The sequence below is a fragment of the Bradyrhizobium sp. Ken64 genome (assembly GCF_055807555.1).
In genome coordinates, this window is the sequence record NZ_JBVVPA010000004.1 from 1 (window position 1) to 22,942 (window position 22,942).

The following is a 22,942-nucleotide window of genomic DNA, read 5'->3' on the forward strand; positions in this document are numbered from 1 at the left end:
GCAGCGCAGCGTCCCTTCGACGGTGCGCTGCAGAGCCGGGGCCCATGTCTCCGCATTGTACCGTGTCGCCCCTGGGTCCCGGCTCTGCGCAGCAACGCTCGCGCGTTGCAGCTTGTCCGGGACACGAGAGTCGGGACGCTATCGGGGAAGCCCTGCCCCAAAAGGTCGCGTCGCCGCCACCCTCAATTCAACACCCGCTTGTTGTCCGGGCTGTCCAGCGAGAACGTCGGCACGTCGATCTCGAAGCGTTCGCCGGTTGCGCTGACCATCTGGTAGCGGCCGGTCATGAAGCCCGAGGCGGTCGTGAGCGGCACGCCGGAGGTGTATTCGAAGCGTTCGCCGGGGGCGAGCGTCGGCTGCTCGCCGACGACGCCCTCGCCCTTCACCTCCTGCTGCCGGCCGCTGGCATCGGTAATGATCCAGTGCCGCGTCTTGAGCTGCACGGTCTCGTCGCCGGAATTGGTGATGACGACGGTGTAGGCCCAGAAATAACGGGAGCGGTCGGCCGACGACTGCTCCGGAACAAAGTTCGGCTCGACGGTCACTTCGATCTGGCGGGTCACGGCGCGGTACATGATTGCCATCATACCGAAAACCGCTCCGGAACCAAACGCTGGAGGCGGTCCTGGCGACATCGTCCCGCCAGAATTCGCAGGGAAGTACACGTCCAAGGGTACGTCAAAGTGTACTTGCATGTGATCCGGTCGCTTTGCGAGATGACGGCCGGACCGGTACACTCCTTGCCACGTCGCGATTTGCGGAAGGGTTTTTAGGCCCCCGATGACCATTGCCGACCAAGTGACGGGATCGACGATCGCCGGAACCGCTAAACCTGTGGAGGTCAAATCCGCGGGGGCAAAGCGGCGCGCGGCCGCGCCGGCGATTTCGCTGCCCGCCATCGGCGAGCGCGAGCTCCGGCTGGACCTGTTCCGCGGCCTGGCGCTGTGGCTGATCTTCATCGACCATTTGCCGCCGAGCCTTCTGACCTGGTTCACGATCCGCAATTACGGCTTCAGCGACGCCACCGAGATCTTCATCTTCATCTCCGGCTATACCGCCGCCTTCGTCTACGGTCGGGCGATGCTGGAGTCCGGCATCGTCGTCGCCACCGCGCGCATCCTGCGGCGCGTCTGGCAGATCTACGTCGCCCACGTCTTCCTGTTCACGATCTTCCTTGCCGAAATCTCCTACGTCGCGACCAGGTTCGAGAACCCGCTCTACACCGAAGAGATGGGCATCATGGATTTCCTCAAGCAGCCCGACGTCACGATCGTGCAGGCGCTGCTGCTGCGCTTCCGTCCCGTCAACATGGACGTGCTGCCGCTCTACATCGTGCTGATGCTGGCGCTGCCCTTGATCCTGTGGCTGATGAAATGGCGCCCCGACGTGACGCTCGGCCTCTCGGTCGCGCTCTACGCGGTGACCTGGGAATACGATCTCTACCTGTCGGCCTATCCGAACGGCTTCTGGGCCTTCAATCCCTTCGCCTGGCAATTGCTGTTCGTGTTCGGGGCATGGTGCGCGCTCGGAGGTGCGCGACGGATGTCGCGCATCCTGGCTTCGCGGGTGACGATGTGGATCGCGATCGCCTATCTGGCCGCGGCATTCTACGTGACGCTGACCTGGTATGTGCCGCAGCTCTCCCACTTCATGCCGAAGCGGCTCGAGCAGTGGATGTATCCGATCGACAAGGCCGACCTCGACGTGCTGCGCTTCACGCATTTCCTGGCGCTGGCCGCGCTCACCGTGCGCGTCCTGCCGCGGGATTGGCCCGGCCTGAAATCGCCCTGGCTGCGGCCGCTGATCCTGTGCGGCTCGCATTCCCTGGAGATATTCTGTCTCGGCGTCTTCCTCGCCTTTGCCGGCCATTTCATCCTGGCCGAGGTCTCGGGCGGCCCGGTCATGCATGCGCTCATTAGCCTCTCCGGAATCCTGATCATGTGGGCCATGGCCTGGCTGATTTCGTGGTACAAGCGGGTGGCTGACAAGAGCGGTTCGAAAACCAAAAGCGCCGTCGGCAGCGCCGATATGGCGGGAGGGGGCTGATGAAGGCGAAGGTTTTCCTGAGCCTGATCCTGCTGTGCGGTGGTCTCGCCGCGCCTCCGGCGCGCGCGGATGATGCTGCGCCGGCTGCTTCAGCCGTGCCCGCAGCCTGTGAAGTGCCGTCCTATCTGCTCACCAGCGAAAGCCAGCTTCCCAAGGTCGCCGATGCCATCAAGGCCGGCAAGCCGCTCGAAATCCTGGTCATCGGCAGCCGTTCGACCACGATTCCGGCTTCCGAGGACGCCTCTTATCCGGCGCGGATGCAGGCCATCCTGAAGGACAAGCTGCCGCCGACCGAGACGGTGCACGTCTCCGTAGAAATACAGAGCAAGAAGACGGCCGAGGAGGCGGCCGCCAGCTTCGTTAAGCTGATGGAAGCAAAAACGCCTACTTTGGTCATCTGGCAGACCGGGACCGTCGATGCTATCCGAGCCATCGATCCCGATGATTTTCGTGGCGCGGTGACCGAAGGGGTTGTTGCGTTGCAAAAGGCAGGGGCTGACGTCGTCTTGATGAATTTGCAGTACAGTCCGCGTACCGAAACCATGATCTCGGTGCCGCCATACCTCGACAATATGCGGGTGGTGGCGCAGGAGCACGATATTCCGCTGTTCGATCGGTTCGCGATCATGCGGCAGTGGAATGATCAGGGGCAGTTCGACCTGTTCAGCCCGTCGCGCGGGCCTGAGCTGGCGAAACAGGTCCATGATTGCCTCGGCCGGGCGTTGGCACAGTTCGTGATCGACGCTGCGCATCTGGAGCCGGCCCAGCAGCAAAATTGAGGTCTAGCGTTAATGAGTTCTCTCCGCCCTTTTTGCCTGACGGCATGGCTGGCTGTGCCCGCAGCAGCGCTGCTGCTGGTGCTGAGTCCGGCCTCGCAGTCGCACGCGCAGACGCAGGCCGCACAGGCAACGCCGGCCCCGCAGCAGTCGGCTGATCCGGCTCTCGCTTCACCGTCCCAGACGACCATCGCCGCGACGTCCCCCGATCAGCGCGGCATCACGGCGCGCGCCATCGACAAGGTGAAGCAGGTCGCGAAATCCGCCGGCGACGTCTTCAGCCGTGTCCCCTGCCTGTCGCCGAAGGGCGGCGCGAAGGCAATGGGCTCGCTGCCGCATGTCGCGGGCAAGCTCGTCGCCGGCCAGCCCGTCGTCATCGTCGCGTTCGGCTCGTCGTCGACCGCCGGATTCGGCGCCAGCTCGCCGGAGTTCAACTATCCCAATCGCCTTGCCGCGCAGCTGCACCGGCACTATCCAACCGCCGACATCACCGTCGTCAATGCCGGCGTCGGCGGCGAGGACGCGCCCGAGATGATGAAGCGCCTCCAGAAAGAGGTGATCGACGTGCATCCGGATCTGGTGATCTGGCAGGTCGGCACCAATGCGGTGCTGCGCAATCTCGATCCCGGCGATACCGCGAAGCTGGTCGAGGACGGCATCAGCCGCATCCAGGCCGCCGGCGGCACCGACGTCGTGCTGGTCGATCCGCAATATTCGCCGGCCGTCAACCAGCGCGCCGAGAGCGCCGGCAAGATGGTGAAGCTGCTCGGCAAGGTCGCCGAGCTCCGTCACGTCGGCATCTTCCCGCGCTTCGAGGTGATGCGCGACTGGCACGAAAAGCAATCGCTTCCGGTCGAGAGTTTCGTGATCGCCGACGGCCTGCACATGAACGATTGGGGCTACGCCTGCTTCGCCCAGCTCCTCGGCGACGACATCATCCGCTCCGTCGGCCAGATCAAGCTCGGCGTCAACGTGCCCGCGGACGTGCGGACCTATCGGCCGATGTGACTTGTCGTCCCGGCGAAGGCCGGGACCCATACCGCGTGATCCATCAATGGTGCGCGGTGTTCGTACCGCTCCCCCCCTTAACTCTGGGTCTTCGCCAAACTGCTTCCTGTGGTTATGGGTCCCGGCCTTCGCCGGGACGACAATAATTCACGCCTTCTCCAGCGCCGCGGTCAGATCCTCGATCAGATCGTCCGCGTGCTCGAGCCCGGCCGAGAAGCGGATGAAGCCCTCGCTGATGCCGAGCGCGGCGCGGTCCTCCGGCTTCAGGCGCTGATGCGTCGTCGTTGCCGGATGCGTGACGAGGCTCTTGGCGTCGCCGAGATTGTTCGAGATCTTGGCAAGCTTGAGCTCGTTGAGCACGCGGAACGCCGCCTGCTTGCCGCCCTTGACCTCGAGGCCGACCAGCGTCGAGCCACCGCGCATCTGTTTCTTCACCAATGCAGCCTGCGGATGATCGGCGCGGCCGGGAAACACCAGCCGCGAAATCTTCGGATGGCTCGCCAGCACGTCCGCGATGCGCGCCGCCGTCTCGGTCTGCGCGCGCACGCGCACGGCGAGCGTCTCCAGGCCCTTGAGCAGGACCCAGGCGTTGAACGGCGAGATCGACGGGCCGGTCTGGCGCATGAAATTGTGGATGTGCTCGGCGATGAACGCTTCCGAGGACAGGATGATGCCGCCGAGACAGCGGCCCTGGCCGTCGATGTGCTTGGTCGCGGAATAGACCACGACGTCGGCGCCGAGCGCGAGCGGGCTCTGCCAGATCGGGGTGGCGAACACGTTGTCGACGACGAGCCGCGCGCCGCCACTGTGCGCGATCTCGGCAATGCCGGGAATGTCGAGCACGTCGAGCGTCGGATTGGTCGGGCTCTCCAGGAAAAACGTCTTGGTGTTCGGCTTCATGGCGCGCTGCCATTGGTCGAGATCGAGGCCGTCGACCAGCGTGGTCTCGATGCCGTAGCGCGGCAGCAAATCCTGCACGACGTAGAGACACGAGCCGAACAGCGCGCGCGAGGCCACGACGTGATCGCCGGCCTTGAGCGGCGCCAGGATCGCGGTCGTCACCGCGGCCATGCCGGTCGCGGCTGAACGGGCCGCTTCGGCGCCTTCGAGCTCGATCATGCGCCGCTCGAACATCGAGATGGTCGGATTGGAGTAGCGTGAATAGATGAAGCCGGGGTCCTCGCCCTTGAACCGCGCCTCGCACTCCTCGGCGCTGTTGTAGACGTAGCCCTGGGTCAGGAACAGCGACTCCGAGGTCTCGCCATATTGCGAGCGCAAAGTGCCGGAATGGACCAGGCGGGTTTCGGGACGGTAGTGGGCGGTTGGCGCCGGGGACTTCGACATAGGACCTCCTGAAGTGACCACCGAAAATGGTCACAAAAAAACCGGCCTGGAATATCTCCACGGGCCGGGATCACAGAGGTCCCCGGCCTGTTTAGCGACTTATTTAACGTGGCTGCAAGCCGGCCGGCTCAAATCACCACGGGATAAGTCATGCTCATATTCCGCAATGCCCTTTCCGTCAAGACGTCCATCGGATAGCCGTAAAACGCTCATATTTCCCGCATGTCGGGATGTGTTTGATCCCTGATGAGGACCCCGGGTTGACGTTCACGGTTGCCGCCGACGCCAATGGTATCCTGCCCGACCGCATGATCGCGGCGATGGCGGAGGGCGGTCTCATCCTGCCCGCTTACGACTTCGTCGAAAGCCAGATCCAGCCGGCGAGCCTCGATTTGCGTCTCGGCGACATCGCCTATCGCGTTCGCGCCAGCTTCCTGCCCGGTCCCGGTGCCACCGTGGCCGAGCGCATCGACGAGTTGAAGCTGCACGAGTTCAGTCTCGCCGACGGCGCGGTGCTGGAGACCAACTGCGTCTACATCGTGCCGCTGCTCGAAAGCCTCGCGCTGCCGCCGGAGATCGTCGCGGCCGCCAACCCGAAGAGCTCGACCGGCCGGCTTGACGTCTTCACCCGCGTGATCGCCGACGGCACCCGCCGCTTCGACATGATCGGTGCCGGCTATCACGGCCCGCTCTATGCCGAGATCAGCCCGAAGACGTTCCCGGTGCTGGTCAGCGAGGGCTCGCGCTTGAGCCAGGTGCGCTTCCGCACCGGCGATGCCATCCTCAACATCGACGACCTCGAGGCGCTGCACGCGACCGAGCGTCTCGTCGATATCGACGATGCCGATCTCACCGGCGGCGTCGCCGTCTCTGTTGATCTTTCCGGCGAGAAGAGCGGCGGCTTCGTCGGCTACCGCGCCAAGCGCCACACCGGCGTCATCGACGTCGATCGCCGCGCAGGCTATTCCGTCGAGGAGTTCTGGGAGCCGATCTCGGCCCGCCCCGACGGCAGCCTGATCCTCGATCCAGGCGAGTTCTATATCCTCGCGTCGAAAGAGGCGGTGCAGGTGCCGCCCGATTACGCCGCGGAGATGGTGCCGTTCGATCCGTTGGTCGGCGAGTTCCGCGTGCATTATGCCGGATTCTTCGATCCCGGCTTCGGCTATGCCGGCGCCGGCGGGCTGGGCTCGCGCGCCGTGCTCGAAGTGCGCTCGCGCGAGGTGCCGTTCATCCTCGAGCACGGCCAGATCGTCGGCCGCCTCGTCTACGAGAAGATGCTGGCCCGCCCCGACGCCATGTACGGCCAGCGCATCGGCTCAAACTACCAGGCCCAGGGCTTGAAACTGAGCAAGCATTTCCGGGTGTAGCGATCACCCCTCGCCCGGATGAGCGCAAGCGTCATCCGGGAAAGTCTCACTTGTGGCACGATCCCGGATTACGCTGCGCTCCATCCGGGCTACAAGGTGCTGACATGACCAATTCATCCGAACTCGACGCAAAAATCCTCGACGACGTCGCGGATGCGCTGATCTATTCGGATCGCTCCGGCACCATCATGCGCTGGAATCGCGCATCGTCCGCACTGTTCGGCTTCTCGGCGGACGAAGCGCTGGGCCAGAATCTCGACCTGATCATTCCCGAACATCTGCGCGCCGCGCACTGGAAGGGTTTCGAGGCCGCGCTTGCCAGCGGCGCGATGAAGCTTGCGGGCAAGCCGACACTGACCCGCGCGCTGCACAAGGGCGGACGCAAGCTCTACATCGAGATGACCTTTGCGCTGGTGCGGGACGCCGCTGGCGTGGTGCAGGGATCGGTGGCGATGGCGCGCGACGTCACCGAGCGCGTCGAGCGCGAGCGTGCCGCCAAGGCTGCGCAAATTTAGGGCTGCGCAAACTTCGTGATGCGGAATTGGCGCGCCGGCGTGCAGGGCGCCCCGCGTGCGGCTCGGCTTGTCCGTCGCCGGATGCAGTGACACACTCGATCAAAACAACGATCGGGAGCGAACATGACCGCCGCATCAGACGTCGCGCAGGAAGCTCAGTGGAAGCGCTGGCGCGCGGTTGCCGATCTCTATCACGCCTATTTCACCGGCCTGATCCTCACCGTGGTCACGCGTCGCGGCACGGCGGATGCTGCGGAGTTCGTCTTTCGCGTGTTCCGCCGCCAGCAGCAGGAGCGCTTCCTGCCGGGGCTGGAGAAGCTCGGGCTGAGCCATCTGCCGCCGGCAGTCGCCGCCGCGCAATATCACTACCTCTCGAACTGGATCGGCGGCGTGCACGTCGAATACATGTATGAGAGCGACCGCAAAGCCTGGATCCGCTATCCGCCGCCGCGCTGGATCTGGAAAGGCACTGCCATCTGCGGCGTGCCGGGCGAAGTCTCGCGCGCGATGCTGCGTGGCTGGCACGCCAACAATGGTGTGGCGCTCGGCGATACCAGATTGGGGTTCGTCTGCACCAAGCAGAGCGTCGACGGCCAGGACGGGCTCGAAGGCTACTATCACCAATACGACCACCCGCTCGAGCTCGACCAGCGCCTCGTGTTCGCGCGGCATCTCGAAGCGCCGCTGTTCGATGCCGCCGCGGCTCCGGCCTTGCCGGTCGCAAGCTGGCCAAGACCGCGACTGGAAAAAGCCTATCGCAATTATGCGATGGAATATGTGCGCACCGCCGCGCCCGTGATGGTGCAGCTGTTCGGTCCGGAGGATGCGGGCTATCTCCTGCACCTCACGGGCAAGCTGATCGGGATGCAATATTTCGATGAGGTCGCTGCGGCGCTGTCGATGGGCCGCGGCGGTGCGGGCGAGTTCGCGACGTTCCTCGACGCGCTGTTTGTCGCGCAGGAAGATGTGGCTGAGACGACGCAATCCGAAGGCACATTCGAAATCCGTCAGCAGAGCTGGAAGTTGATGGACGGCGTCGCCGATAACCACCCTGCTTGCGCCAAAGTACTGGCGGGGTTGTTCGAAGGGCTTGCGGCCGGATGCGGGCGGCACATCGGCGTGCACCTGTCCCCGACACCGCCCGGCCGTCCGCCATTGGTCTGGACGATTGGGTAATGCCGCGCGGGCGTCTCGAAGGATGGCCCCACGGAGACTGAGAGTCGCAATTCCACGGGCTGAAATGCGCTGCCGCAGGGCACGCCTGCACCTAGCGCAGGAGGAATCGCTGCGTGTCGTGCTAACAAGCCTCTCGTTGCGCCCTGCGCGCGAACCAATTCATTGGCACACCTACGCATTGCCGCGCCGCAAATGGCGCTTTCTCCCGGAGAGGACATGTCAGACATCGCCGAGATTCCGGTCGATGAACAGGAGCGTCCGCTGCCGCCGCCTCCGCGCCCCGTGAGGAGCGCGCTGATGGACGGGCCGATCCTGCGCACGCTGCTCGGACTTGCCTGGCCCAACGTGGTCGCGCTCTCCGCCGGCACTTGCACGGTAATTGCGGAGACCTCCTATATCGGACGTCTTGGTGTGGAAGCGCTGGCCGCGATGGCGCTGGTGTTTCCGACAGTGATCCTGACCATGACCATGTCGGGCGGTGCGATGGGCGGCGCGGTGGCCTCCGCCATCGCGCGCGCGCTCGGCGCCGGCGATCGCGAGCGTGCCGGGACGCTCGCCGCGCACGCGCTGCTGATCGGCATCAGCTTCGGCCTCGTCTTCATGCTGGGCATGCTGATCTTCGGGCCGCGCGTTCTGGAAATGCTCGGCGGCCGCGGCGATGTGCTGACGCATGCGATCGCCTACACCCAGGTATTTTTCGGCGGTGCGGTGCTGCCCTGGCTGCTCAACACCATGGCCGGCGTCCTGCGCGGCACCGGCAACATGAAGCTGCCGTCGCTGTTGATCCTCAATTCCGCGGCCTGGCAGATCGTGCTCGGCGGCACGCTCGGCCTCGGGCTCGGTCCGGTGCCGCAATTCGGCATGCGCGGCGTCGCCGCCGGCGCGCTGATTGCCTATTGCATGAATATCGGCGTGATGGGCTGGTACCTGTTCTCCGGCCGCGCCCGCGTGACGCCGAAGCTGCGCGGACTTCGCATCCAATGGGCGATGTTTTTCGACATCCTCAAAGTGGGCGCCATCGCCTGCTTCTCGCCGCTGCAATCGGTGCTGACGATCTCGATCTTCACCCACATGCTTGCGAAATTCGGTACGGCGATCCTGGCCGGCTACGGCATCGGTGCGCGGCTGGAATTCCTGCTGACCTCGATCGCGTTCTCGTTCGGCATCGCCTCGGTGCCGATGATCGGCATGGCGGTCGGCGCCGGCCGCATCGCCCGCGCCCGGCGCATTGCCTGGATCGCAGGCGCGAGCGCCTTCGTCGCCGTCGGCGCGCCGGCGTGCCTGGTCGCGGCCTTCCCCGATCTCTGGGTCAACATCTTCACCGACAGCGCGACCGTGCGCGCCACCAGCCATCAATATTTGTCGACGGTGGCGCCGTTCTACGCCTTCATCGGCCTCGCCTCGACGATGTATTTCTCGTCGCAGGGTGCTGCGAAGGTGATCGGCCCGGTGCTGGCGCAGACCGCGCGGCTGATCTACATCGCGGCGGTCGGCTGGTGGCTGTCGACTCATGATGCCACCGCGCAAAACTTCTTCTGGCTGGCGGCGAGCTCGATGGTCGTGCTCGGCCTGCTCTCGTGTTCCAGCGTGGTGCTGACACGCTGGGGACCGCGCCAAACCAAATCTGCGATCAGGCCGGCGCTGTCGACCGCCGTGGACTAGCGGTGCCTGTGGCGGCGATGGCCGCCACCGCCGCCGACATTGGCGAGGCGCATCAGTTGCGGAATCATCGCCATCATGTCGCCGCCACCGGCGCCGCCGATCATGCCCATGATATCGCCGCCGCCCATGCCGCCCATTCCGGTCGGCATGTATCCGCCTGCGCCCATCGGTGCGTAGCCGCCGTAATTGGGTGCCCCGAAACCGCCGCCGAGATTGCCGCCGCCGAGGCCGCCAATTCCGCCGGCGCCCATCATGCCACCAAGACCACCACCGCCATTCTCCATCATGCGGCTCATCATCGGGCCCATGGTCTGCATCATCATGCCGAAGCGGCGCTTGCCCATCTTGGCCTTCATCATCTCCAGCATCGGCGCCATCTGGGTCATCATGTCCTCGCCGCCGGCACCGCCGCCGCCGAGGAACTGCGCCTTTGCCGGCGCGCTCGAAATCGAAAACATCAGCAGCACGGCGGCCGCCTGGCAGATCACCTTGTCCGCACCTCTCATGGCCTGCTCCTCGCGTGCGTGGCGCCGCCTGGAGAGCGGAGCCAACCGGACGCACGCCGCCATGGTTATTGCGGACGAGGGCTGGGCTCTGTGAGAAAGATCACGCAGCCGCGGCTGGGAATGCTCGGTGTATGGCGGCGACGGCGTCCTTGGTCTGTCCCTGCACATAGGGCGCGAGCTCGTTCGGCAGCATGTCGATGATCCAAACCAGGCGGCATCTCGCCTCGCCCTCGGCGATCACCTGCACCGAGGCGCTGTAATGCTTCAGCCGCTCGTTGTTGATCGCGTAGACCAGCCGCTGCCGCGCATCGTCGCAATCGACCAGCACCTCGCGCGCCACCGAGCCATTGGCGAAGGTGACGACGCGCGCGTCGCCGTCGAGCGTGCAGGCCGTGACGAAGCCCGGCGCCAGCCGCCGATGCAGCGCGCCGAAATCGCGTACCGCATCCCAGACGTCTTGCGCGGAAGCGGAGAGGGGGATGTCGTTGTGGATGGAGGCCATGAAGGTGTCCTTGATTGGGAAGTTCGTAGGGTGGGCAAAGGCGCGCTCTTCGCGCGCCGTGCCCACCATTCATAGGCACTGTCGCACGCGATGGTGGGCACGCTGCGCTTTGCCCACCCTACGAGTGCTCGCTAGTTGTGAAATCACACACAAACCGCCTCGACATTGTTGCCGTCAGGGTCGATCAAGAACGCCGCGTAGTAAGTCGGGCTGTAATCCTTGCGCGGGCCGGCGCCGCCATTGTCGCGACCGCCGCTCTTCAAGCCCTCGCTGTGGAATGCCTTGACTGAATCATGATCGCCTGCGCGAAACGCGATATGCGCGCCATCGGCCTTGCGCCCCTTGTTCTGGTGCAGCGACAGCGCCGGCTCGCCCTTCGGCCCGAAGCCGGCATAACCATCGCCACTCGAGCACAGGACGCAACCGAGCGGCGCCAGCACCGCGGTGTAGAAGCGCGTGGCGGCGTCGAGGTCGGCAACACGCAGTCCGATATGGTCGTACATGGTCGTCTCCATTTCCAAAGCGCGCCGCAATCGGCGCGCGCCGGAGACGAACCTAGTCAGTTGAGGGCGAGTTGCTCTTGGAGAATCTTGCGCTCTCCCTTCGAGGCCTGACGGAACTTGGTCGGCGATACGCCGGCGGCGCGGTGGAATGTGCGGACGAAGTTGGAGAGATCGCCGAAGCCAACGTCATAGGCGATGTCGGTGACTGCGATGTCGTCGTCGGTAAGCAGCCGCGCCGCATGTCGGAGCCGCGAGCGCACCAGATATTGATGCGGGGTGACGCCGAGCACGGCCGAGAACAGCCGCAGGAAGTGGAAGGGGCTGAGGCCTGCATGCCGCGCGGCCTGTTCGAGGTCGACCTCGGCGTGCGAATTGGCGTCGATCCACAGCGCGGCTTCCACGGCACGGCGGCGGTCGCGCGCGGTCGGCGTCGTCGGCTTGCGCGCCTTGCCCGAGACGACATCGACGAAACGGCCGGCGAGGATCTGCCCGACCTCGTCGAGACCGAGATCGCTGTTGCCATCTGCCGCCGTCTGGGCCAGTTCGCCCAGCACCATCAGCTCGGGCAGCGGTGGCGTCGCGCCAACCTGCCAGACGTCGCGCCGGCCGCCGAGCGCCTCGACCAGCTCCTCATTGAGGAAAAAGGACAGGCAGACGTCGCCGGCGACATGCTCATGCGTGCAGGTGTATTCCTCGCCCGGCGCGCCGACCAGCATCGAGCCCGCCACCAGATCGAAGAAGCCGGCGCGGCAATGACAGCCAAAGCTGCCCGCGCGGACATAGGCGATGGAATGGCCGGTGCGACACTCCGCAAATGGGCTGTCGTCCGGTCCCGCGTCGCAGCGAAACTCGGAGACCGTCATCGAGGGCGTCGTCAGCAGCGTGGTTGCGTCCATGCCACCTATCTAGGTGGAGGGTCTCGGCGGGGCAACGGGCAGCAGGACGTCGAACAGCGTCTTGCTGGCGATCGGATGGGCGCCCTCCAGCGACAGCAGCCGCCGCTTGGAGATCACGCCGCCATAGGGCGAAAGCCGGTCGGTGTAATTGCCGGCCTCCAGCACCCGGTGGCAGGGCACGATCAGCATGTAGGGATTTTTCGCGATCGCCTGGGCTACCGAATGCGCGGCGCCGGAGGCGCCCAGCACCTTGGCGATCTCGTGATAGGTGCGCGTCTCCCCGCGCGGGATGGCGCAGGCGGCTTCATAGACCCGCCGATTGAAGCCGGGCACCCCGCTCGCGTCGAGGCTGACCTCGGAGAAATCAGCATCGCTGCCTTGCAGCAAGCCCACGATGCCCTCGATCGCGAACTCGGCGTTCGCGGAAGGCCGCTGCTCGCGCGCCTCGGGATGGACCTGGAAAATCCGGCGGCGGGTGTCGATCTCCCGCGCCTCCGGCAATTGCACGGCGACGATACCGCTGCTGCTCCAGATGATGCCGCAGCGCCCTATGGTCGTGTCGAATATCGCGTAGCCACGCCCCACCATGCACACGCCCCACTCAGTGCACGTCTCCCCAGACAGGCGATCATAACACCGCCACAATCCGGCGCACCCAAAATCTTACTGGAAACTTAAGAAGGGCCAGGCGGGCTGCGCCAAAGCGCTTGGCGAGATGCGCCGTCTCGGCTAATCAGAGCGGGCGCAGGCTGCGCATCCGCGGGCGTAGTTCAATGGTAGAACGGCAGCTTCCCAAGCTGCATACGAGGGTTCGATTCCCTTCGCCCGCTCCAAAGCCTTGTCCGCAGCACAGTCGCATTGACTTGAAGTCTCCCTTGGCGATCCGCCCGGGCGCAATGGGACGTGGAGCTGACGCTCGCTGCGCTTAATCCATTGCGCTTAGCACGAACTGCAGGCTGTCGAAGGGCGGGCCGGGAGTTCATGTTTCCCGGTCCGGGTCACCGCCAGCGCAAGTCCAGTGCGCAACACCTGCGGGCTCACTGAGGGCCTGGTCCGGATCAAGCGAGTTGCACTCCGGGTCGAGCGCAAATCGCAGACGGAGATGGTCCATGCCTGATGCACGAATCCATATCGCCGCAGCGATGCTCGCCACATTCGCAATCAGCTCGGTATACGCCATGAGCTCGGTGCAACAGCCGCCGGCCTCTGCGAGTTCTGCCCACGCCATGATCCCGAGGAAGCAAGCAGCCGTGCACCCGGTGAAGCCGGCGCCGCACCGGCTCGTGATCCAGGTCAACCAGAACGATGCCGCCGTGATGAATCTCGCGCTTAACAACGCCACCAATGTGCTCGACTATTACCGCAAGAAGGGCGAAGAGGCCGACGTCGAGATCGTGGCGTTCGGTCCGGGATTGCACATGCTGCGCAAGGACACGACGCCCGTCGCCGATCGCATTCACGCCATGACGGACATCGCCTTCCCGAACAAGGTTCGCTTCGCCGCATGCGGCGTCACCCGGGAAGGGATGGAAAAAAAGGAAGGCAAGCCGCTCGAGCTGCTGCCGGAGGCTTCCATGGTTGCTTCGGGTGTCGTGCGCATGATGGAGCTGCAGGAGAAGGGCTGGAGCTACGTCCGGCCCTAGACCGGAGCGAACGGAGAGGAGGCCGGGATGATGCGCAAGCTGATGTTCGTGCTGGTCCTGTCGTTGCTCGCGCTGCCCGCTATGGCGCAGAATGCCAACAGGACGGTTGGCAAGTCGGTAGCCGAGCCGCCCGCATCCGGGCCGCCGCGCGGCAGCCGCGCCGTGCGGCTCGTTCAACCTCGGAGTGCTGAGGAAGAGGTGAGAGATCGCGTCAATGCGGGCACAGTCGCATTAGCCGCCGGTCTCCTTGAAGGCGCGCCGCTCCGCTTCGCCACCGAGATCTCACGCGTCGTCAACGAAGGCAACAAGGTGCATGTGCTTCCGGTGGTGACGCGCGGACCGACTGAGAACGTCAACGATCTGCTTTACCTAAAGGGGATCGATATCGCGATCATCAACAGCGATTCGCTCGAGGAGTATCGTGCGCAGGTGCCCGAGATCGAAAAACGCATCGTGCACGTGATGAACCTGTTTCCCTCGGAGCTGCACGTGTTTGCGCGCCCCGAGATCAACTCGCTCGCCGACCTCGCGGGCAAGAAGGTGAACTTTAACACGCAGGGCACTGCTGCTGCCTATTCGGGCCCGCTCATCTTCAGCCGCCTGGGCATCGAGGTGGAGAAGATCTTCGTGCCTCACCCGGTCGCGCTGGAGCAGATGCGCAAGGGCGAAATGGCGGCCGTGGTTTTCGTCACGTCCAAGCCGGTAGACGCGTTCGTGAAGCGCAAATGGGACGAGGGCTTCAAGTTCCTGGCTGTGCCGTGGGGTCCGAAGCTGGCGGACTATTACGTGCCCGCCTCGCTCACACCGGCCGACTATCCCGCTCTGGTTCATGCGGGGGGCGATATCGAGACGATCGCGGTGCCCACGATTCTGGTCGCCTATAACTGGAATCCGGGCACACCGCGATACGACCGCGTCACGGCCTTCGTCAGCGAGTTGTTTGGCAGGCTCGACCAGTTGCGCGAGCCCGGCTTCGACCCGAAGTGGAAGCAGGCCAATCCCGGTGCGGGCGTTCCCGGACTGCAGCGCCTGAAGGCGGCCGAGAGCTGGCAGGATCCCCGGATGGCCAATCGGACGGGACGTCCATGAGACGGCTCGCCGCCGTCCTGGTTGCCAGCCTTGAGATCGCGGAAGCCCATGGTCAGTCCGCCTCAAGCACGCTTAAAGGTCTGGACCAGTGCTTTGCCGAAACCCGTATGGCGGAAGCCGCATGCGATCAGGCGGGCATCGACACCTCGATCCGTCTCGGATGCAGGTTGAAGGCACACAGCGCGGAGAAACAGTGCCTCGATAGCCTGTTCGCCAACAAAGACGAGGTCAGGCAACCCGGCGATACGCCTTCCAAACCCCACGCCCTCATGCCGCCGTTGCCACCTCCCGCCGAACCGGCACCGGCACCGGCCAATCGGGACGGCGCACCTGCGGGACCTTCAATCGCCGGGGGTTGGTTGATCAGCGAAACCACGTCTCCAAGGGACTTCTCGCCGCTTTTCGTCGCTAAATTGTATGCGCTTCCTCCGGTGATAGCCAACGCACCTGAAGTGCTCGTGCTGCGTTGCCGCAACCTGCGGACCGAGCTGACCCTCGGTGCCAATGGCCTCTGGCGCGCTTTGCGCGGAGGAGAAGTCGAGGTCGCAATCTCTCCCGGACAGGCAACGGCGCCGCCAATGCGGTGGCGATTGGCATCTGACGGTCGTACCGCCTCCATGGCAGAGGACCCGGTCGAATTGGTGCGCGCATTGCGCGTCGGAAGAACGTCTATCGCCGTAGCCGACGGTGCCGGGCGCAACATCAGTGCGACCTTCGAACTTGCCGGCATCGATGCTGTCCGCGCCAGGCTCGCAAGCGCCTGTCGCTGGACAAATGCGACCGTCGAATCCCGAGGGCGATGACGGATTTTTCGCCGAGGGCGCATTCGCGCGCGTCCGGATTCTAATATATTAGCATTCTATTCTCGTCTGCTCGGCAGCGACTGCCTGGATTTCGACGTGATGCGCGCGGCGATCTTCGAAAGGAGACAGACAGGACGCGCGCTATTTCGTCATCACGCCCCGCGGCGCCTCTTGCGCGAAAACGTGATGTTGCTGATGCTATATAAAGCCCTTGGGTAACCTGACGATGCAGATCCGCACCGGCGACACCTTTGATCCGCGCGTCATCGCGCTGCTCGATCATCACGTCACGGCGGCGCGGGCGCAGACCGCGCCGGGCAGCGCCCATGCGCTCAATCTCTCCGGGCTGCGCGCGCCCGACATCGCGTTCTGGACCGGCTGGGACGGCGAGACGCTGGTCGCCGTCGGGGCGCTGAAGACGCTGTCAGCCGGGCATGGCGAGGTGAAGTCGATGCATACGCTCCAGACCACGCGGCGACGCGGCTTTGGCGCTGAGATGCTCCGCCACATCATCACGGAAGCCCGTGCGCGCGGCATGGCGCGGCTCAGCCTCGAAACCGGCTCGTGGGACTATTTCAAGCCAGCGCAAGCGCTCTACCGGGCACATGGCTTTGTCCTCTGCGGCCCGTTCCAGGGCTATGTCGAGGATCCCAACAGCCTGTTCCTGACCCTGGACCTGTCGGCGAGCCGATAGCTCAGGAACGCGTCTCCTCGATCCTGTCGAGCACGCGCTCGGGGGCGATGTCCCGGCTTGCCTCCTCCAGATCCCGCTGCGAGTCGGGCTGGACGTCGAGCCGCTCGGCGATTTGCGTGAGGAGGCGGGCAACCTTGGTCAATTCGTGCTCGGCGAGAAGACTGATCTGGAGATCGAGATCGGCGCGCTTGTCCGCTGCTGCGCTCATGCGGTTCTGCGAGATCAGCACGAATGTCGACAGGAAGATCGCCTCGACCGAAGCAATCATCGCCAGCACCACGAAGCTCTCGTCCCAGGCCGGGATTCCAGGCAGCCAATGCAGATTGGCGATGATCCAGAAGCCGAACACCGCGACATGGAGATAGACGAACGCCATGCTGCCGGTGAACGCCGTGATCGCATCGGCAACCCTTTCCTGACCCCTGGCCGCGCGCTGCTCGCGGCGACGGCGCTCGACTAGGGCCTCGATATTGCGCTCGAGTGTCGGGCTCAATCCCTCGCCGGGATCATGGGTGATATCGCTACGCACGGGGCAGCAACGGCGGACGGAAGCGGCTGTTCCTGGGCAATGCCGCGGGAAAATGCCCGCCGCCCCTCAAAATGAGTTGCGTACCTCAAAACACCTCTGCTAGCCTTCAGTCATGGCCGATACGCTCACCACCACCGCGCTGACGCTGAAAGGACATCGCCCGCCAGGCCGGCGTCAGCCTCGCGACGGTGGACCGCGTCCTGCACAATCGCCCGGGCGTGCGGCCGGATACGGTCCGGCGCGTCAAAGAGGCGATCGAGCGCAATTCGTTCCAGCCGCATGTGGCCGCCGCCGAGCTCGCCCGCGGCCGCGCCCGCCGTTTCGCCTTCGTGATGCCATCGGGACCGAACCCGTTCATGCAGCAGATCCAGGACTATCTCGGCGAGATGTCGGGCTGGCTGTCGTCCCGTCGCCTTGGCGTCGAGACGGTCGCAACCGATGTATTCGATCCGTCCGTGCTCGCGGCTTCCCTGGAAGGGCTCTCGGAGGATTACGACGGCATCGCCGTGGTGGCGCTCGACCATCCCGGCGTCCGCGCCGCCATCGACGATCTCGTCGGTGCCGGCGCCAAGGTCGTGACGCTGGTCTCGGACGTGCCCTCGTCGCGCCGGCACCATTATGTCGGCATCGACAACATTGCCGCCGGGCGCACCGCCGGCGCGCTGGTCGGGCGGCTGGTGGGACAAAAGTCCGGCAAGGTTGCGATCGTCGCGGACTCACAGGGCCTGCGCGACCATGCCGAGCGCATTTTTGGCTTCAATCAGGTGATGGCGTCGGAATTCCCCGGCCTCAGCGTGCTGCCGGTGCTCGAAGGGCGCGACGAGGACGCGCGTTCGGAGCAGGTGTTGGCGCGGCTGTTGAGCCGGCATGCCGACATTGTGGGCCTTTATAATGTCGGCGCCGGCACGCAAGGTGTCGCCAACGCGTTGAACGAGAAGGCATTGAGCGATGCCGGTCGCGACAAGCAGGTGGTGTTCGTCGGACACGACCTCACCGCGCTGACGCGCCGGCTGTTGCTGCAGGGCGTGATGCATGCCGCGATCTCGCAGAACCCCGGACACGAAGCGCGCGCCGCCGTGCGCGTGCTGCTCGCGCTCGCGCGTGGCGAGCCGATCTTGCGCGAACAGGAGAAGATCAGGATCGACATCGTGATGCGAGAGAATCTGCCTTAGCGGCAGGTGGAATTCAAAACGACCCGTTGCGGATAAGGCGACTTTGAGTTCGCGCACCGTAACAGGCGAAAGGGAGGATGGCGTGTATCTCGGAATCGACATCGGCACATCAGGTGTGAAAGCGGTGCTCGTGAGCGAAGCCGGCGCGGTTCTCGCGACGGCGGTGCGCGAGCTTGCGCTGTCGCATCCCGCGCCGCTGTGGTCCGAGCAGGATCCCGACGGCTGGGTCGATGCGGCGGTCGGCGCGGTCGACGATCTTGCCGCCCGCCATCCGCGTGAGGTCGCGCGGGTGCGCGGCATCGGGCTTTCGGGCCAGATGCATGGTGCGACGTTGCTGGACGAGGATGGACGGCCGCTGCGTCCCGCGATCCTCTGGAACGACGGCCGCTCGCACGCCGAATGCGTCGCGCTGGAGCGGCGCTGCCCATCGCTGCACGCGATCGCCGGTAATCTGGCCATGCCCGGCTTCACCGCGCCGAAGCTGCTCTGGGTCGCCAGGCACGAGCCGAAAATCTTCGCGCGCGTCGCAAAGGTGCTGCTGCCCAAGGCCTATGTCCGCTATCGCCTGACCGGCGAGATGATCGAGGACATGTCGGACGCGGCCGGCACGCTGTGGCTCGACGTCGGTCTGCGCCGCTGGTCGGCCCTGCTGCTGCATGCCACCGGGCTCGACCTTCATCACATGCCGCGCTTGGTCGAGGGCAGCGAGGTCAGCGCGACGCTCGCGCCGGACTACGCGCAACGCTGGGGCATGGCAAAGGATGTCGTTATCGCCGGCGGCGCCGGCGATAATGCCGCGAGCGCGATCGGGCTCGGCGCCATCGCGCCGGGCGATGCGTTTCTGTCTCTGGGAACCTCAGGTGTGGTGTTCCGCGTCACGGATCGGTTTGCACCGGCGCCGGCCTCGGCGGTCCATGCGTTCTGTCACGCACTGCCCGGCCGCTGGCATCAGATGGGCGTGATGCTGTCGGCTGCGGCTTCGCTGGCCTGGCTCGCGGGCGTGATGGAGACACCGGCCGCAGCGCTGCTGGCACCGCTCGGCGAGCGTGTCGATGGACCGAGCCCGGTCCAATTCCTGCCTTATCTCGACGGCGAGCGCACGCCGCACAACGATGCCGCCGCAAGCGGCGCCTTCGTCGGCCTGCGCGGTGCGACCGGGCGCTCCCAGATCGTTCAGGCCGTGCTCGAAGGCGTCGCCTTCGCCGCGCGCGACAATCTGGCGGCGCTGAGCACGGCCAGCGGTCCGCTTCCCGAGGTCGATCTCGTCGGCGGCGGCTCGCGCTCGCCGCTGTGGGCGCAGATCTGCGCCGATGTGCTCGGCATTCCCGTCCACCGCGTCGAGGAGGGCGAGGTCGGTGCGGCGCTCGGCGCCGCCAGGCTCGGCCGGCTCGCCGCCACCGGCGAAGACGCGGCTGCGGTTTGCACCCGTCCGCGTCGGCTCGCGAGCTTTACGCCTCGCGCATCCGTGGCTGCGGCCTATGACGAGGCCTATCGCCGCTGGCGCGAGCTTTATCCTGCGTTGAAGGAGTGTGCCTAAGTGAATGCGTCAGCGAAATTCTTCGATACGAGCGTACCTGTCGCCTTCGCCGGCAAGGATGCGGACAACGCGCCCGCCTTCCGCTGGTACGACAAGGACCGCCTCGTCCATGGCCGCAGGATGGAGGACCATCTGCGCTTTGCAGTCTGCTATTGGCACTCGTTGTGCTGGCCCGGCGGCGATCCCTTTGGCGGCGAGACGTTCCTGCGGCCCTGGCACCACGGCGCCGATGCGATGGCGCAGGCGCGCGCCAAGGCCGACGTCGCCTTCGAGCTGTTCCGGCTGCTCGACGTGCCCTTCTTCACCTTCCACGACGTCGATGCGGCGCCGGAAGGGAACTCACTGGCGGAATCCGTCGCCAACCTCAATGCCATCGCCGATCTGTTCGAGGCCAAGATGGCCTCGAGCAAAGTGCGCCTGCTCTGGGGTACCGCCAATTTGTTCACGCATCGCCGCTACATGGCGGGCGCGGCCACCAATCCAGATCCCGAGATATTCACCTATGCCGCCGGCCAGGTCCGCGCCGCCCTGGAGGTGACGCACCGTCTGGGCGGCCAGAATTACGTGCTGTGGGGCGGGCGCGAGGGCTACGAGACGCTGCTCAACACCGATCTCAAGCGCGAGCTCGACCAACTCGGCCGCTTCGTCTCGCTGGTCGTCGAGCACAAGCACAAGATCGGCTTCAAGGGACCGATCCTGATCGAGCCGAAGCCGAAGGAGCCGACCAAGCATCAATACGATTTCGACGTCGCCACCTGCTACGGCTTCCTCGCGCGTTACGACCTGCTGAAGGACGTCAAGCTCAACATCGAGCAGAACCACGCCATCCTCGCCGGCCACTCTTTCCATCACGAGGTCGCGCTCGCGGAGGCGCTGGGCGTGTTTGGCTCGCTCGACATCAACCGCGGCGACGATCTGCTCGGCTGGGACACCGACCAGTTCGCGATGAACGTGCCCGAGCTTGCCTTGGTGTTCCACGAGCTCCTGAGCCGCGGCGGCTTCAGCTCGGGCGGGCTGAATTTCGACGCCAAGATTCGCCGCCAGTCGATCGATCCCGACGATCTGATCCATGCCCATGTCGGCTCGATGGACGCCTGCGCGCGGGCGTTGCTCGCCGCTGCGGACATGCTCGACGCCGGCGTGCTCACTGCGCCGCTCGCGAAACGCTACGAGGGATGGGCCGGGCCAGAGGGCCGCGCCATTCTCGGCGGCCAGCGCTCGCTCGCCGAACTTGCCGACCGCGCGCACGGCCCGGGCTTTGACCCGCAGCCGCGCTCGGGCCGGCAGGAATATCTGGAATCCCTCGTCAACCGCTACGTCTGAGGAAGGCCGCTGATGACAAATGCACAAGCGACACCGGTCCTCGAGCTGACCGGCATCGGCAAGGAGTTCGGCGCGATCCGCGCGCTGCATGAAGTCGACATGCACGTCCTCCCCGGCGAGGTCGTCGGCCTGATGGGCGACAACGGCGCGGGCAAGTCGACGTTGGTCAAGATCATCGCCGGCAATTTCCGCCCCAGCCACGGCGAAATCCGTTTCGCCGGCAGCGCGGTTCATTTCAACCGGCCCGTCGATGCCCGCGGCGTCGGCATCGAGGTGGTCTATCAGGACCTTGCGCTCGCCGACAATCTCACGGCGGCGGCCAACGTCTTTCTCGGCCGCGAGCTGAAGCGCAGGATCGGGCCGTTCGCGTTGCTCGACCACAAGGCGATGGCGGCGCGTGCGCTGGAGCTGTTCGGGGAGCTGCGTTCGGAGACGCGCCCCGACGACCTCGTCAAGCAGATGTCGGGCGGCCAGCGCCAGGCGGTTGCGATTGCGCGGACGCGGCTCTCCAACGCGAAGCTGGTCATGATGGACGAGCCCACGGCCGCGATCTCGGTCCGCCAGGTCGAGCAGGTGCTCGGCCTGATCCACCGGCTGAAGGAGCAGGGCGTTGCCGTGATGCTGATCTCGCACCGCATGCCCGACGTGTTCGCGGTGTGCGACCGCGTCATCGTCATGCGTCGCGGCGAGAAGCGTGCCGACAAGCCGATCCGGGACACCAGCCCCGAGGAGGTGACCGCCCTCATCACCGGCGCGAAGGAGGCTGCGTAAATGGCGATGCAATTGGAATCTCCGATCACGTTCACCAACATCGGCAAGGTCAGATGGTGGCAGCGCGGCCTGTTCGCCTCGCAGACCGGTTACGTCCTGGTCGCGCTCGCAGTGCTGCTCCTCGTGATGCATTTTGCGAGCCCCTATTTCTTTACCCAAGGCAACATGCAGAACGTGGCGAAGAACTTTTCCTTCATCGCCATCGCCACCCTTGGCATCACCTTCGTCATCATCACCGGCGGCATCGACCTCTCGGTCGGTTCGATGATGTGCTTTTCCGCCATGATCACCTCAATGGTGATGGTGGAGCTGTCGGCGCCCGGATCGCCGTTCGTCCACTTGGCCGCCGACGGTAAGACCGCGGTTGCCAATGTGCCGGGCCTGATCTTGCTGCTCTCGGTGCTGGCCGGGCTGGTGGTCGCGCTGCTCGTCGGGTTCGTCAACGGCTTCTGCATCGCGGTGTTGGGACTGTCGCCGTTCGTAACCACGCTCGGCATGCTCTCGATCGTGCGAGGGCTCGCCTATGTCGTCTCGAACGGCCGCGGCAGTTTCCCTGGGGGCCCCGATGCCAACTATTTCTATGCGCTCACCTCGGGCGACATATTCGGCGTGCCGATGCCCTTCATCTACCTGGTGATCCTCGCCGCGATCATGGCGGTCGTGCTGCATCACAGCTCCTTCGGCCGCCATGTCTTCGCGCTCGGCGGCAATGAGAAGGCGGCCGAGCTGACCGGCATCCCGGTCGTGCGCGTCAAGATCCAGGTCTATGTGGTCTGCGCGCTCGCCGCGGGGCTGCAGGGCATCATCATCTCGGGCTGGCTCGGATCGGCGCCCGCGAACATGGCGACCTCGTACGAGCTGAACGTGATCGCCGCGGCCGTCATCGGCGGTGCCAACCTGGCCGGCGGCGTCGGCGGGCCGCTCGGTGCCATCGTCGGCTGCGTGCTGCTCGAGGTGATCCGCAACGGCCTCGTGCTCGCGCAGGTCAACTCCTACTGGCAGCAGACGCTGGTGGGCGTGATCATCATCCTCGCCGTGCTGGTCGACCGCATCCGGTCGCGCATGACTTGAGACGACTTT

At 65.3% G+C, this 22,942-nt stretch carries 23 protein-coding genes, 1 tRNA gene, 1 pseudogene and 1 riboswitch; of the genes and pseudogenes, 17 read left to right on the top strand and 8 right to left on the bottom strand.

Annotated features, from left to right (window positions below):
- Nucleotides 1-182 precede the first annotated feature (182 nt).
- Entirely contained in the window at nucleotides 183-575 is a 393-nt protein-coding gene (gene apaG, locus AC0L2F_RS08230) for a Co2+/Mg2+ efflux protein ApaG (RefSeq protein WP_473248284.1), read from the bottom strand.
- 205 nt (nucleotides 576-780) lie between these two features.
- Here apaG and AC0L2F_RS08235 point away from each other — a divergent pair, with 205 nt between their 5' ends.
- Genes AC0L2F_RS08235 through AC0L2F_RS08245 form a run of 3 tightly spaced genes read left to right on the top strand, consistent with a single transcriptional unit; the run spans nucleotide 781 to nucleotide 3,830 of the window.
- Nucleotides 781-2,046 carry an OpgC domain-containing protein gene (locus tag AC0L2F_RS08235; RefSeq protein WP_473248069.1) on the top strand — a complete coding sequence of 422 codons (1,266 nt, stop codon included), beginning with the start codon at nucleotides 781-783 and terminating at the stop codon, nucleotides 2,044-2,046.
- Nucleotides 2,046-2,825, top strand: coding sequence for an SGNH/GDSL hydrolase family protein (locus AC0L2F_RS08240; RefSeq protein ID WP_473248070.1), 780 nt, complete (start codon nucleotides 2,046-2,048; stop codon nucleotides 2,823-2,825). The genes AC0L2F_RS08235 and AC0L2F_RS08240 overlap by 1 nt, the downstream gene beginning before the upstream one ends.
- Before the next feature lie 12 nt (nucleotides 2,826-2,837).
- Nucleotides 2,838-3,830, top strand: a complete 993-nt coding sequence (locus AC0L2F_RS08245) for an SGNH/GDSL hydrolase family protein (RefSeq protein WP_473248071.1) — start codon at nucleotides 2,838-2,840, stop codon at nucleotides 3,828-3,830.
- A 147-nt stretch (nucleotides 3,831-3,977) separates the two neighbouring features.
- On the opposite strand, the gene AC0L2F_RS08250 is transcribed toward AC0L2F_RS08245, so the two are convergent.
- Nucleotides 3,978-5,174, bottom strand: coding sequence for an O-succinylhomoserine sulfhydrylase (locus tag AC0L2F_RS08250; protein ID WP_007615678.1), 1,197 nt, complete (start codon nucleotides 5,172-5,174; stop codon nucleotides 3,978-3,980).
- A 70-nt stretch (nucleotides 5,175-5,244) separates the two neighbouring features.
- A riboswitch (SAM riboswitch) is annotated at nucleotides 5,245-5,324 on the bottom strand.
- Between the two features lie 80 nt (nucleotides 5,325-5,404).
- Between AC0L2F_RS08250 and AC0L2F_RS08255 the strand changes: the two genes are divergently transcribed.
- The 4 genes from AC0L2F_RS08255 to AC0L2F_RS08270 all read left to right on the top strand — a co-directional run bounded on the left by AC0L2F_RS08255 (nucleotide 5,405) and on the right by AC0L2F_RS08270 (nucleotide 9,894).
- Nucleotides 5,405-6,541, top strand: a complete 1,137-nt coding sequence (locus AC0L2F_RS08255) for a 2'-deoxycytidine 5'-triphosphate deaminase (protein WP_155809444.1) — start codon at nucleotides 5,405-5,407, stop codon at nucleotides 6,539-6,541.
- 104 nt (nucleotides 6,542-6,645) lie between these two features.
- Nucleotides 6,646-7,056 carry a PAS domain-containing protein gene (locus AC0L2F_RS08260; RefSeq protein WP_473248072.1) on the top strand — a complete coding sequence of 137 codons (411 nt, stop codon included), beginning with the start codon at nucleotides 6,646-6,648 and terminating at the stop codon, nucleotides 7,054-7,056.
- A 123-nt stretch (nucleotides 7,057-7,179) separates the two neighbouring features.
- Nucleotides 7,180-8,232 carry a hypothetical protein gene (locus AC0L2F_RS08265; protein ID WP_473248073.1) on the top strand — a complete coding sequence of 351 codons (1,053 nt, stop codon included), beginning with the start codon at nucleotides 7,180-7,182 and terminating at the stop codon, nucleotides 8,230-8,232.
- A 216-nt stretch (nucleotides 8,233-8,448) separates the two neighbouring features.
- A complete protein-coding gene (locus tag AC0L2F_RS08270; protein WP_473248074.1) occupies nucleotides 8,449-9,894 on the top strand; it encodes an MATE family efflux transporter in 1,446 nt (481 codons plus the stop codon).
- Here the strand turns inward: AC0L2F_RS08270 and AC0L2F_RS08275 are convergent.
- From AC0L2F_RS08275 to AC0L2F_RS08295, 5 genes are all read right to left on the bottom strand, one after another.
- Entirely contained in the window at nucleotides 9,891-10,400 is a 510-nt protein-coding gene (locus AC0L2F_RS08275) for a hypothetical protein (protein WP_473248075.1), read from the bottom strand. The genes AC0L2F_RS08270 and AC0L2F_RS08275 overlap by 4 nt on opposite strands.
- A 100-nt stretch (nucleotides 10,401-10,500) precedes the next feature.
- The gene (locus AC0L2F_RS08280; RefSeq protein WP_473248076.1) at nucleotides 10,501-10,902 is read right to left on the bottom strand and encodes an SRPBCC family protein; all 402 of its coding nucleotides are present in this window, start codon (nucleotides 10,900-10,902) and stop codon (nucleotides 10,501-10,503) included.
- A 143-nt stretch (nucleotides 10,903-11,045) separates the two neighbouring features.
- Nucleotides 11,046-11,405: a VOC family protein gene (locus tag AC0L2F_RS08285; protein ID WP_473248077.1), complete on the bottom strand. Its 360-nt coding sequence runs from the start codon at nucleotides 11,403-11,405 to the stop codon at nucleotides 11,046-11,048.
- A 56-nt stretch (nucleotides 11,406-11,461) separates the two neighbouring features.
- Nucleotides 11,462-12,301 carry a helix-turn-helix transcriptional regulator gene (locus AC0L2F_RS08290; protein ID WP_473248078.1) on the bottom strand — a complete coding sequence of 280 codons (840 nt, stop codon included), beginning with the start codon at nucleotides 12,299-12,301 and terminating at the stop codon, nucleotides 11,462-11,464.
- 9 nt (nucleotides 12,302-12,310) lie between these two features.
- Nucleotides 12,311-12,889: a methylated-DNA--[protein]-cysteine S-methyltransferase gene (locus AC0L2F_RS08295; RefSeq protein ID WP_473248079.1), complete on the bottom strand. Its 579-nt coding sequence runs from the start codon at nucleotides 12,887-12,889 to the stop codon at nucleotides 12,311-12,313.
- A 171-nt stretch (nucleotides 12,890-13,060) separates the two neighbouring features.
- Between AC0L2F_RS08295 and AC0L2F_RS08300 the strand changes: the two genes are divergently transcribed.
- From AC0L2F_RS08300 to AC0L2F_RS08320, 5 genes are all read left to right on the top strand, one after another.
- Nucleotides 13,061-13,134 (top strand) — tRNA-Gly (locus AC0L2F_RS08300).
- Nucleotides 13,135-13,410: 276 nt separating this feature from the next.
- Nucleotides 13,411-13,944 carry a DsrE family protein gene (locus AC0L2F_RS08305; protein WP_007604918.1) on the top strand — a complete coding sequence of 178 codons (534 nt, stop codon included), beginning with the start codon at nucleotides 13,411-13,413 and terminating at the stop codon, nucleotides 13,942-13,944.
- A gap of 27 nt (nucleotides 13,945-13,971) precedes the next feature.
- Complete coding sequence (locus AC0L2F_RS08310; RefSeq protein ID WP_473248080.1) at nucleotides 13,972-15,033, top strand: TAXI family TRAP transporter solute-binding subunit; 1,062 nt, start codon at nucleotides 13,972-13,974, stop codon at nucleotides 15,031-15,033.
- Entirely contained in the window at nucleotides 15,030-15,836 is an 807-nt protein-coding gene (locus tag AC0L2F_RS08315; RefSeq protein ID WP_473248081.1) for a hypothetical protein, read from the top strand. Before AC0L2F_RS08310 ends, AC0L2F_RS08315 begins: the two co-directional genes overlap by 4 nt.
- A gap of 226 nt (nucleotides 15,837-16,062) precedes the next feature.
- Nucleotides 16,063-16,530, top strand: a complete 468-nt coding sequence (locus AC0L2F_RS08320) for a GNAT family N-acetyltransferase (protein ID WP_473248082.1) — start codon at nucleotides 16,063-16,065, stop codon at nucleotides 16,528-16,530.
- 1 nt (nucleotide 16,531) lies between these two features.
- Here AC0L2F_RS08320 and AC0L2F_RS08325 read toward each other — a convergent pair whose 3' ends face one another.
- Entirely contained in the window at nucleotides 16,532-17,059 is a 528-nt protein-coding gene (locus AC0L2F_RS08325) for a DUF1003 domain-containing protein (protein ID WP_473248083.1), read from the bottom strand.
- A 112-nt stretch (nucleotides 17,060-17,171) separates the two neighbouring features.
- Here AC0L2F_RS08325 and AC0L2F_RS08330 point away from each other — a divergent pair.
- The 5 genes and pseudogenes from AC0L2F_RS08330 to AC0L2F_RS08350 all read left to right on the top strand — a co-directional run bounded on the left by AC0L2F_RS08330 (nucleotide 17,172) and on the right by AC0L2F_RS08350 (nucleotide 22,933).
- A pseudogene (locus tag AC0L2F_RS08330) lies at nucleotides 17,172-18,231 on the top strand (LacI family DNA-binding transcriptional regulator).
- Between the two features lie 82 nt (nucleotides 18,232-18,313).
- Complete coding sequence (xylB, locus tag AC0L2F_RS08335) at nucleotides 18,314-19,768, top strand: xylulokinase (RefSeq protein ID WP_063994507.1); 1,455 nt, start codon at nucleotides 18,314-18,316, stop codon at nucleotides 19,766-19,768.
- On the top strand, nucleotides 19,769-21,091 hold the full coding sequence (gene xylA / locus AC0L2F_RS08340) for a xylose isomerase (RefSeq protein ID WP_473248084.1): 1,323 nt from the start codon (nucleotides 19,769-19,771) through the stop codon (nucleotides 21,089-21,091).
- Nucleotides 21,092-21,103: 12 nt separating this feature from the next.
- A complete protein-coding gene (locus AC0L2F_RS08345) occupies nucleotides 21,104-21,862 on the top strand; it encodes an ATP-binding cassette domain-containing protein (RefSeq protein ID WP_007604929.1) in 759 nt (252 codons plus the stop codon).
- Nucleotides 21,863-22,933 carry an ABC transporter permease gene (locus AC0L2F_RS08350; protein WP_473248085.1) on the top strand — a complete coding sequence of 357 codons (1,071 nt, stop codon included), beginning with the start codon at nucleotides 21,863-21,865 and terminating at the stop codon, nucleotides 22,931-22,933.
- Nucleotides 22,934-22,942 lie beyond the last annotated feature (9 nt).

Excerpts from the sequence above, each read along its gene's own strand:
- apaG (WP_473248284.1), bottom strand. The coding sequence starts at position 575 with ATGTACCGCGCCGTGACCCGCCAGATCGAAGTGACCGTCGAGCCGAAC.
- AC0L2F_RS08235 (WP_473248069.1), top strand. The coding sequence starts at position 781 with ATGACCATTGCCGACCAAGTGACGGGATCGACGATCGCCGGAACCGCT.
- AC0L2F_RS08240 (WP_473248070.1), top strand. The coding sequence starts at position 2,046 with ATGAAGGCGAAGGTTTTCCTGAGCCTGATCCTGCTGTGCGGTGGTCTC.
- AC0L2F_RS08245 (WP_473248071.1), top strand. The coding sequence starts at position 2,838 with ATGAGTTCTCTCCGCCCTTTTTGCCTGACGGCATGGCTGGCTGTGCCC.
- AC0L2F_RS08250 (WP_007615678.1), bottom strand. The coding sequence starts at position 5,174 with ATGTCGAAGTCCCCGGCGCCAACCGCCCACTACCGTCCCGAAACCCGC.
- AC0L2F_RS08255 (WP_155809444.1), top strand. The coding sequence starts at position 5,405 with ATGTGTTTGATCCCTGATGAGGACCCCGGGTTGACGTTCACGGTTGCC.
- AC0L2F_RS08260 (WP_473248072.1), top strand. The coding sequence starts at position 6,646 with ATGACCAATTCATCCGAACTCGACGCAAAAATCCTCGACGACGTCGCG.
- AC0L2F_RS08265 (WP_473248073.1), top strand. The coding sequence starts at position 7,180 with ATGACCGCCGCATCAGACGTCGCGCAGGAAGCTCAGTGGAAGCGCTGG.
- AC0L2F_RS08270 (WP_473248074.1), top strand. The coding sequence starts at position 8,449 with ATGTCAGACATCGCCGAGATTCCGGTCGATGAACAGGAGCGTCCGCTG.
- AC0L2F_RS08275 (WP_473248075.1), bottom strand. The coding sequence starts at position 10,400 with ATGAGAGGTGCGGACAAGGTGATCTGCCAGGCGGCCGCCGTGCTGCTG.
- AC0L2F_RS08280 (WP_473248076.1), bottom strand. The coding sequence starts at position 10,902 with ATGGCCTCCATCCACAACGACATCCCCCTCTCCGCTTCCGCGCAAGAC.
- AC0L2F_RS08285 (WP_473248077.1), bottom strand. The coding sequence starts at position 11,405 with ATGTACGACCATATCGGACTGCGTGTTGCCGACCTCGACGCCGCCACG.
- AC0L2F_RS08290 (WP_473248078.1), bottom strand. The coding sequence starts at position 12,301 with ATGGACGCAACCACGCTGCTGACGACGCCCTCGATGACGGTCTCCGAG.
- AC0L2F_RS08295 (WP_473248079.1), bottom strand. The coding sequence starts at position 12,889 with ATGGTGGGGCGTGGCTACGCGATATTCGACACGACCATAGGGCGCTGC.
- AC0L2F_RS08305 (WP_007604918.1), top strand. The coding sequence starts at position 13,411 with ATGCCTGATGCACGAATCCATATCGCCGCAGCGATGCTCGCCACATTC.
- AC0L2F_RS08310 (WP_473248080.1), top strand. The coding sequence starts at position 13,972 with ATGATGCGCAAGCTGATGTTCGTGCTGGTCCTGTCGTTGCTCGCGCTG.
- AC0L2F_RS08315 (WP_473248081.1), top strand. The coding sequence starts at position 15,030 with ATGAGACGGCTCGCCGCCGTCCTGGTTGCCAGCCTTGAGATCGCGGAA.
- AC0L2F_RS08320 (WP_473248082.1), top strand. The coding sequence starts at position 16,063 with ATGCAGATCCGCACCGGCGACACCTTTGATCCGCGCGTCATCGCGCTG.
- AC0L2F_RS08345 (WP_007604929.1), top strand. The coding sequence starts at position 21,104 with ATGACAAATGCACAAGCGACACCGGTCCTCGAGCTGACCGGCATCGGC.
- AC0L2F_RS08350 (WP_473248085.1), top strand. The coding sequence starts at position 21,863 with ATGGCGATGCAATTGGAATCTCCGATCACGTTCACCAACATCGGCAAG.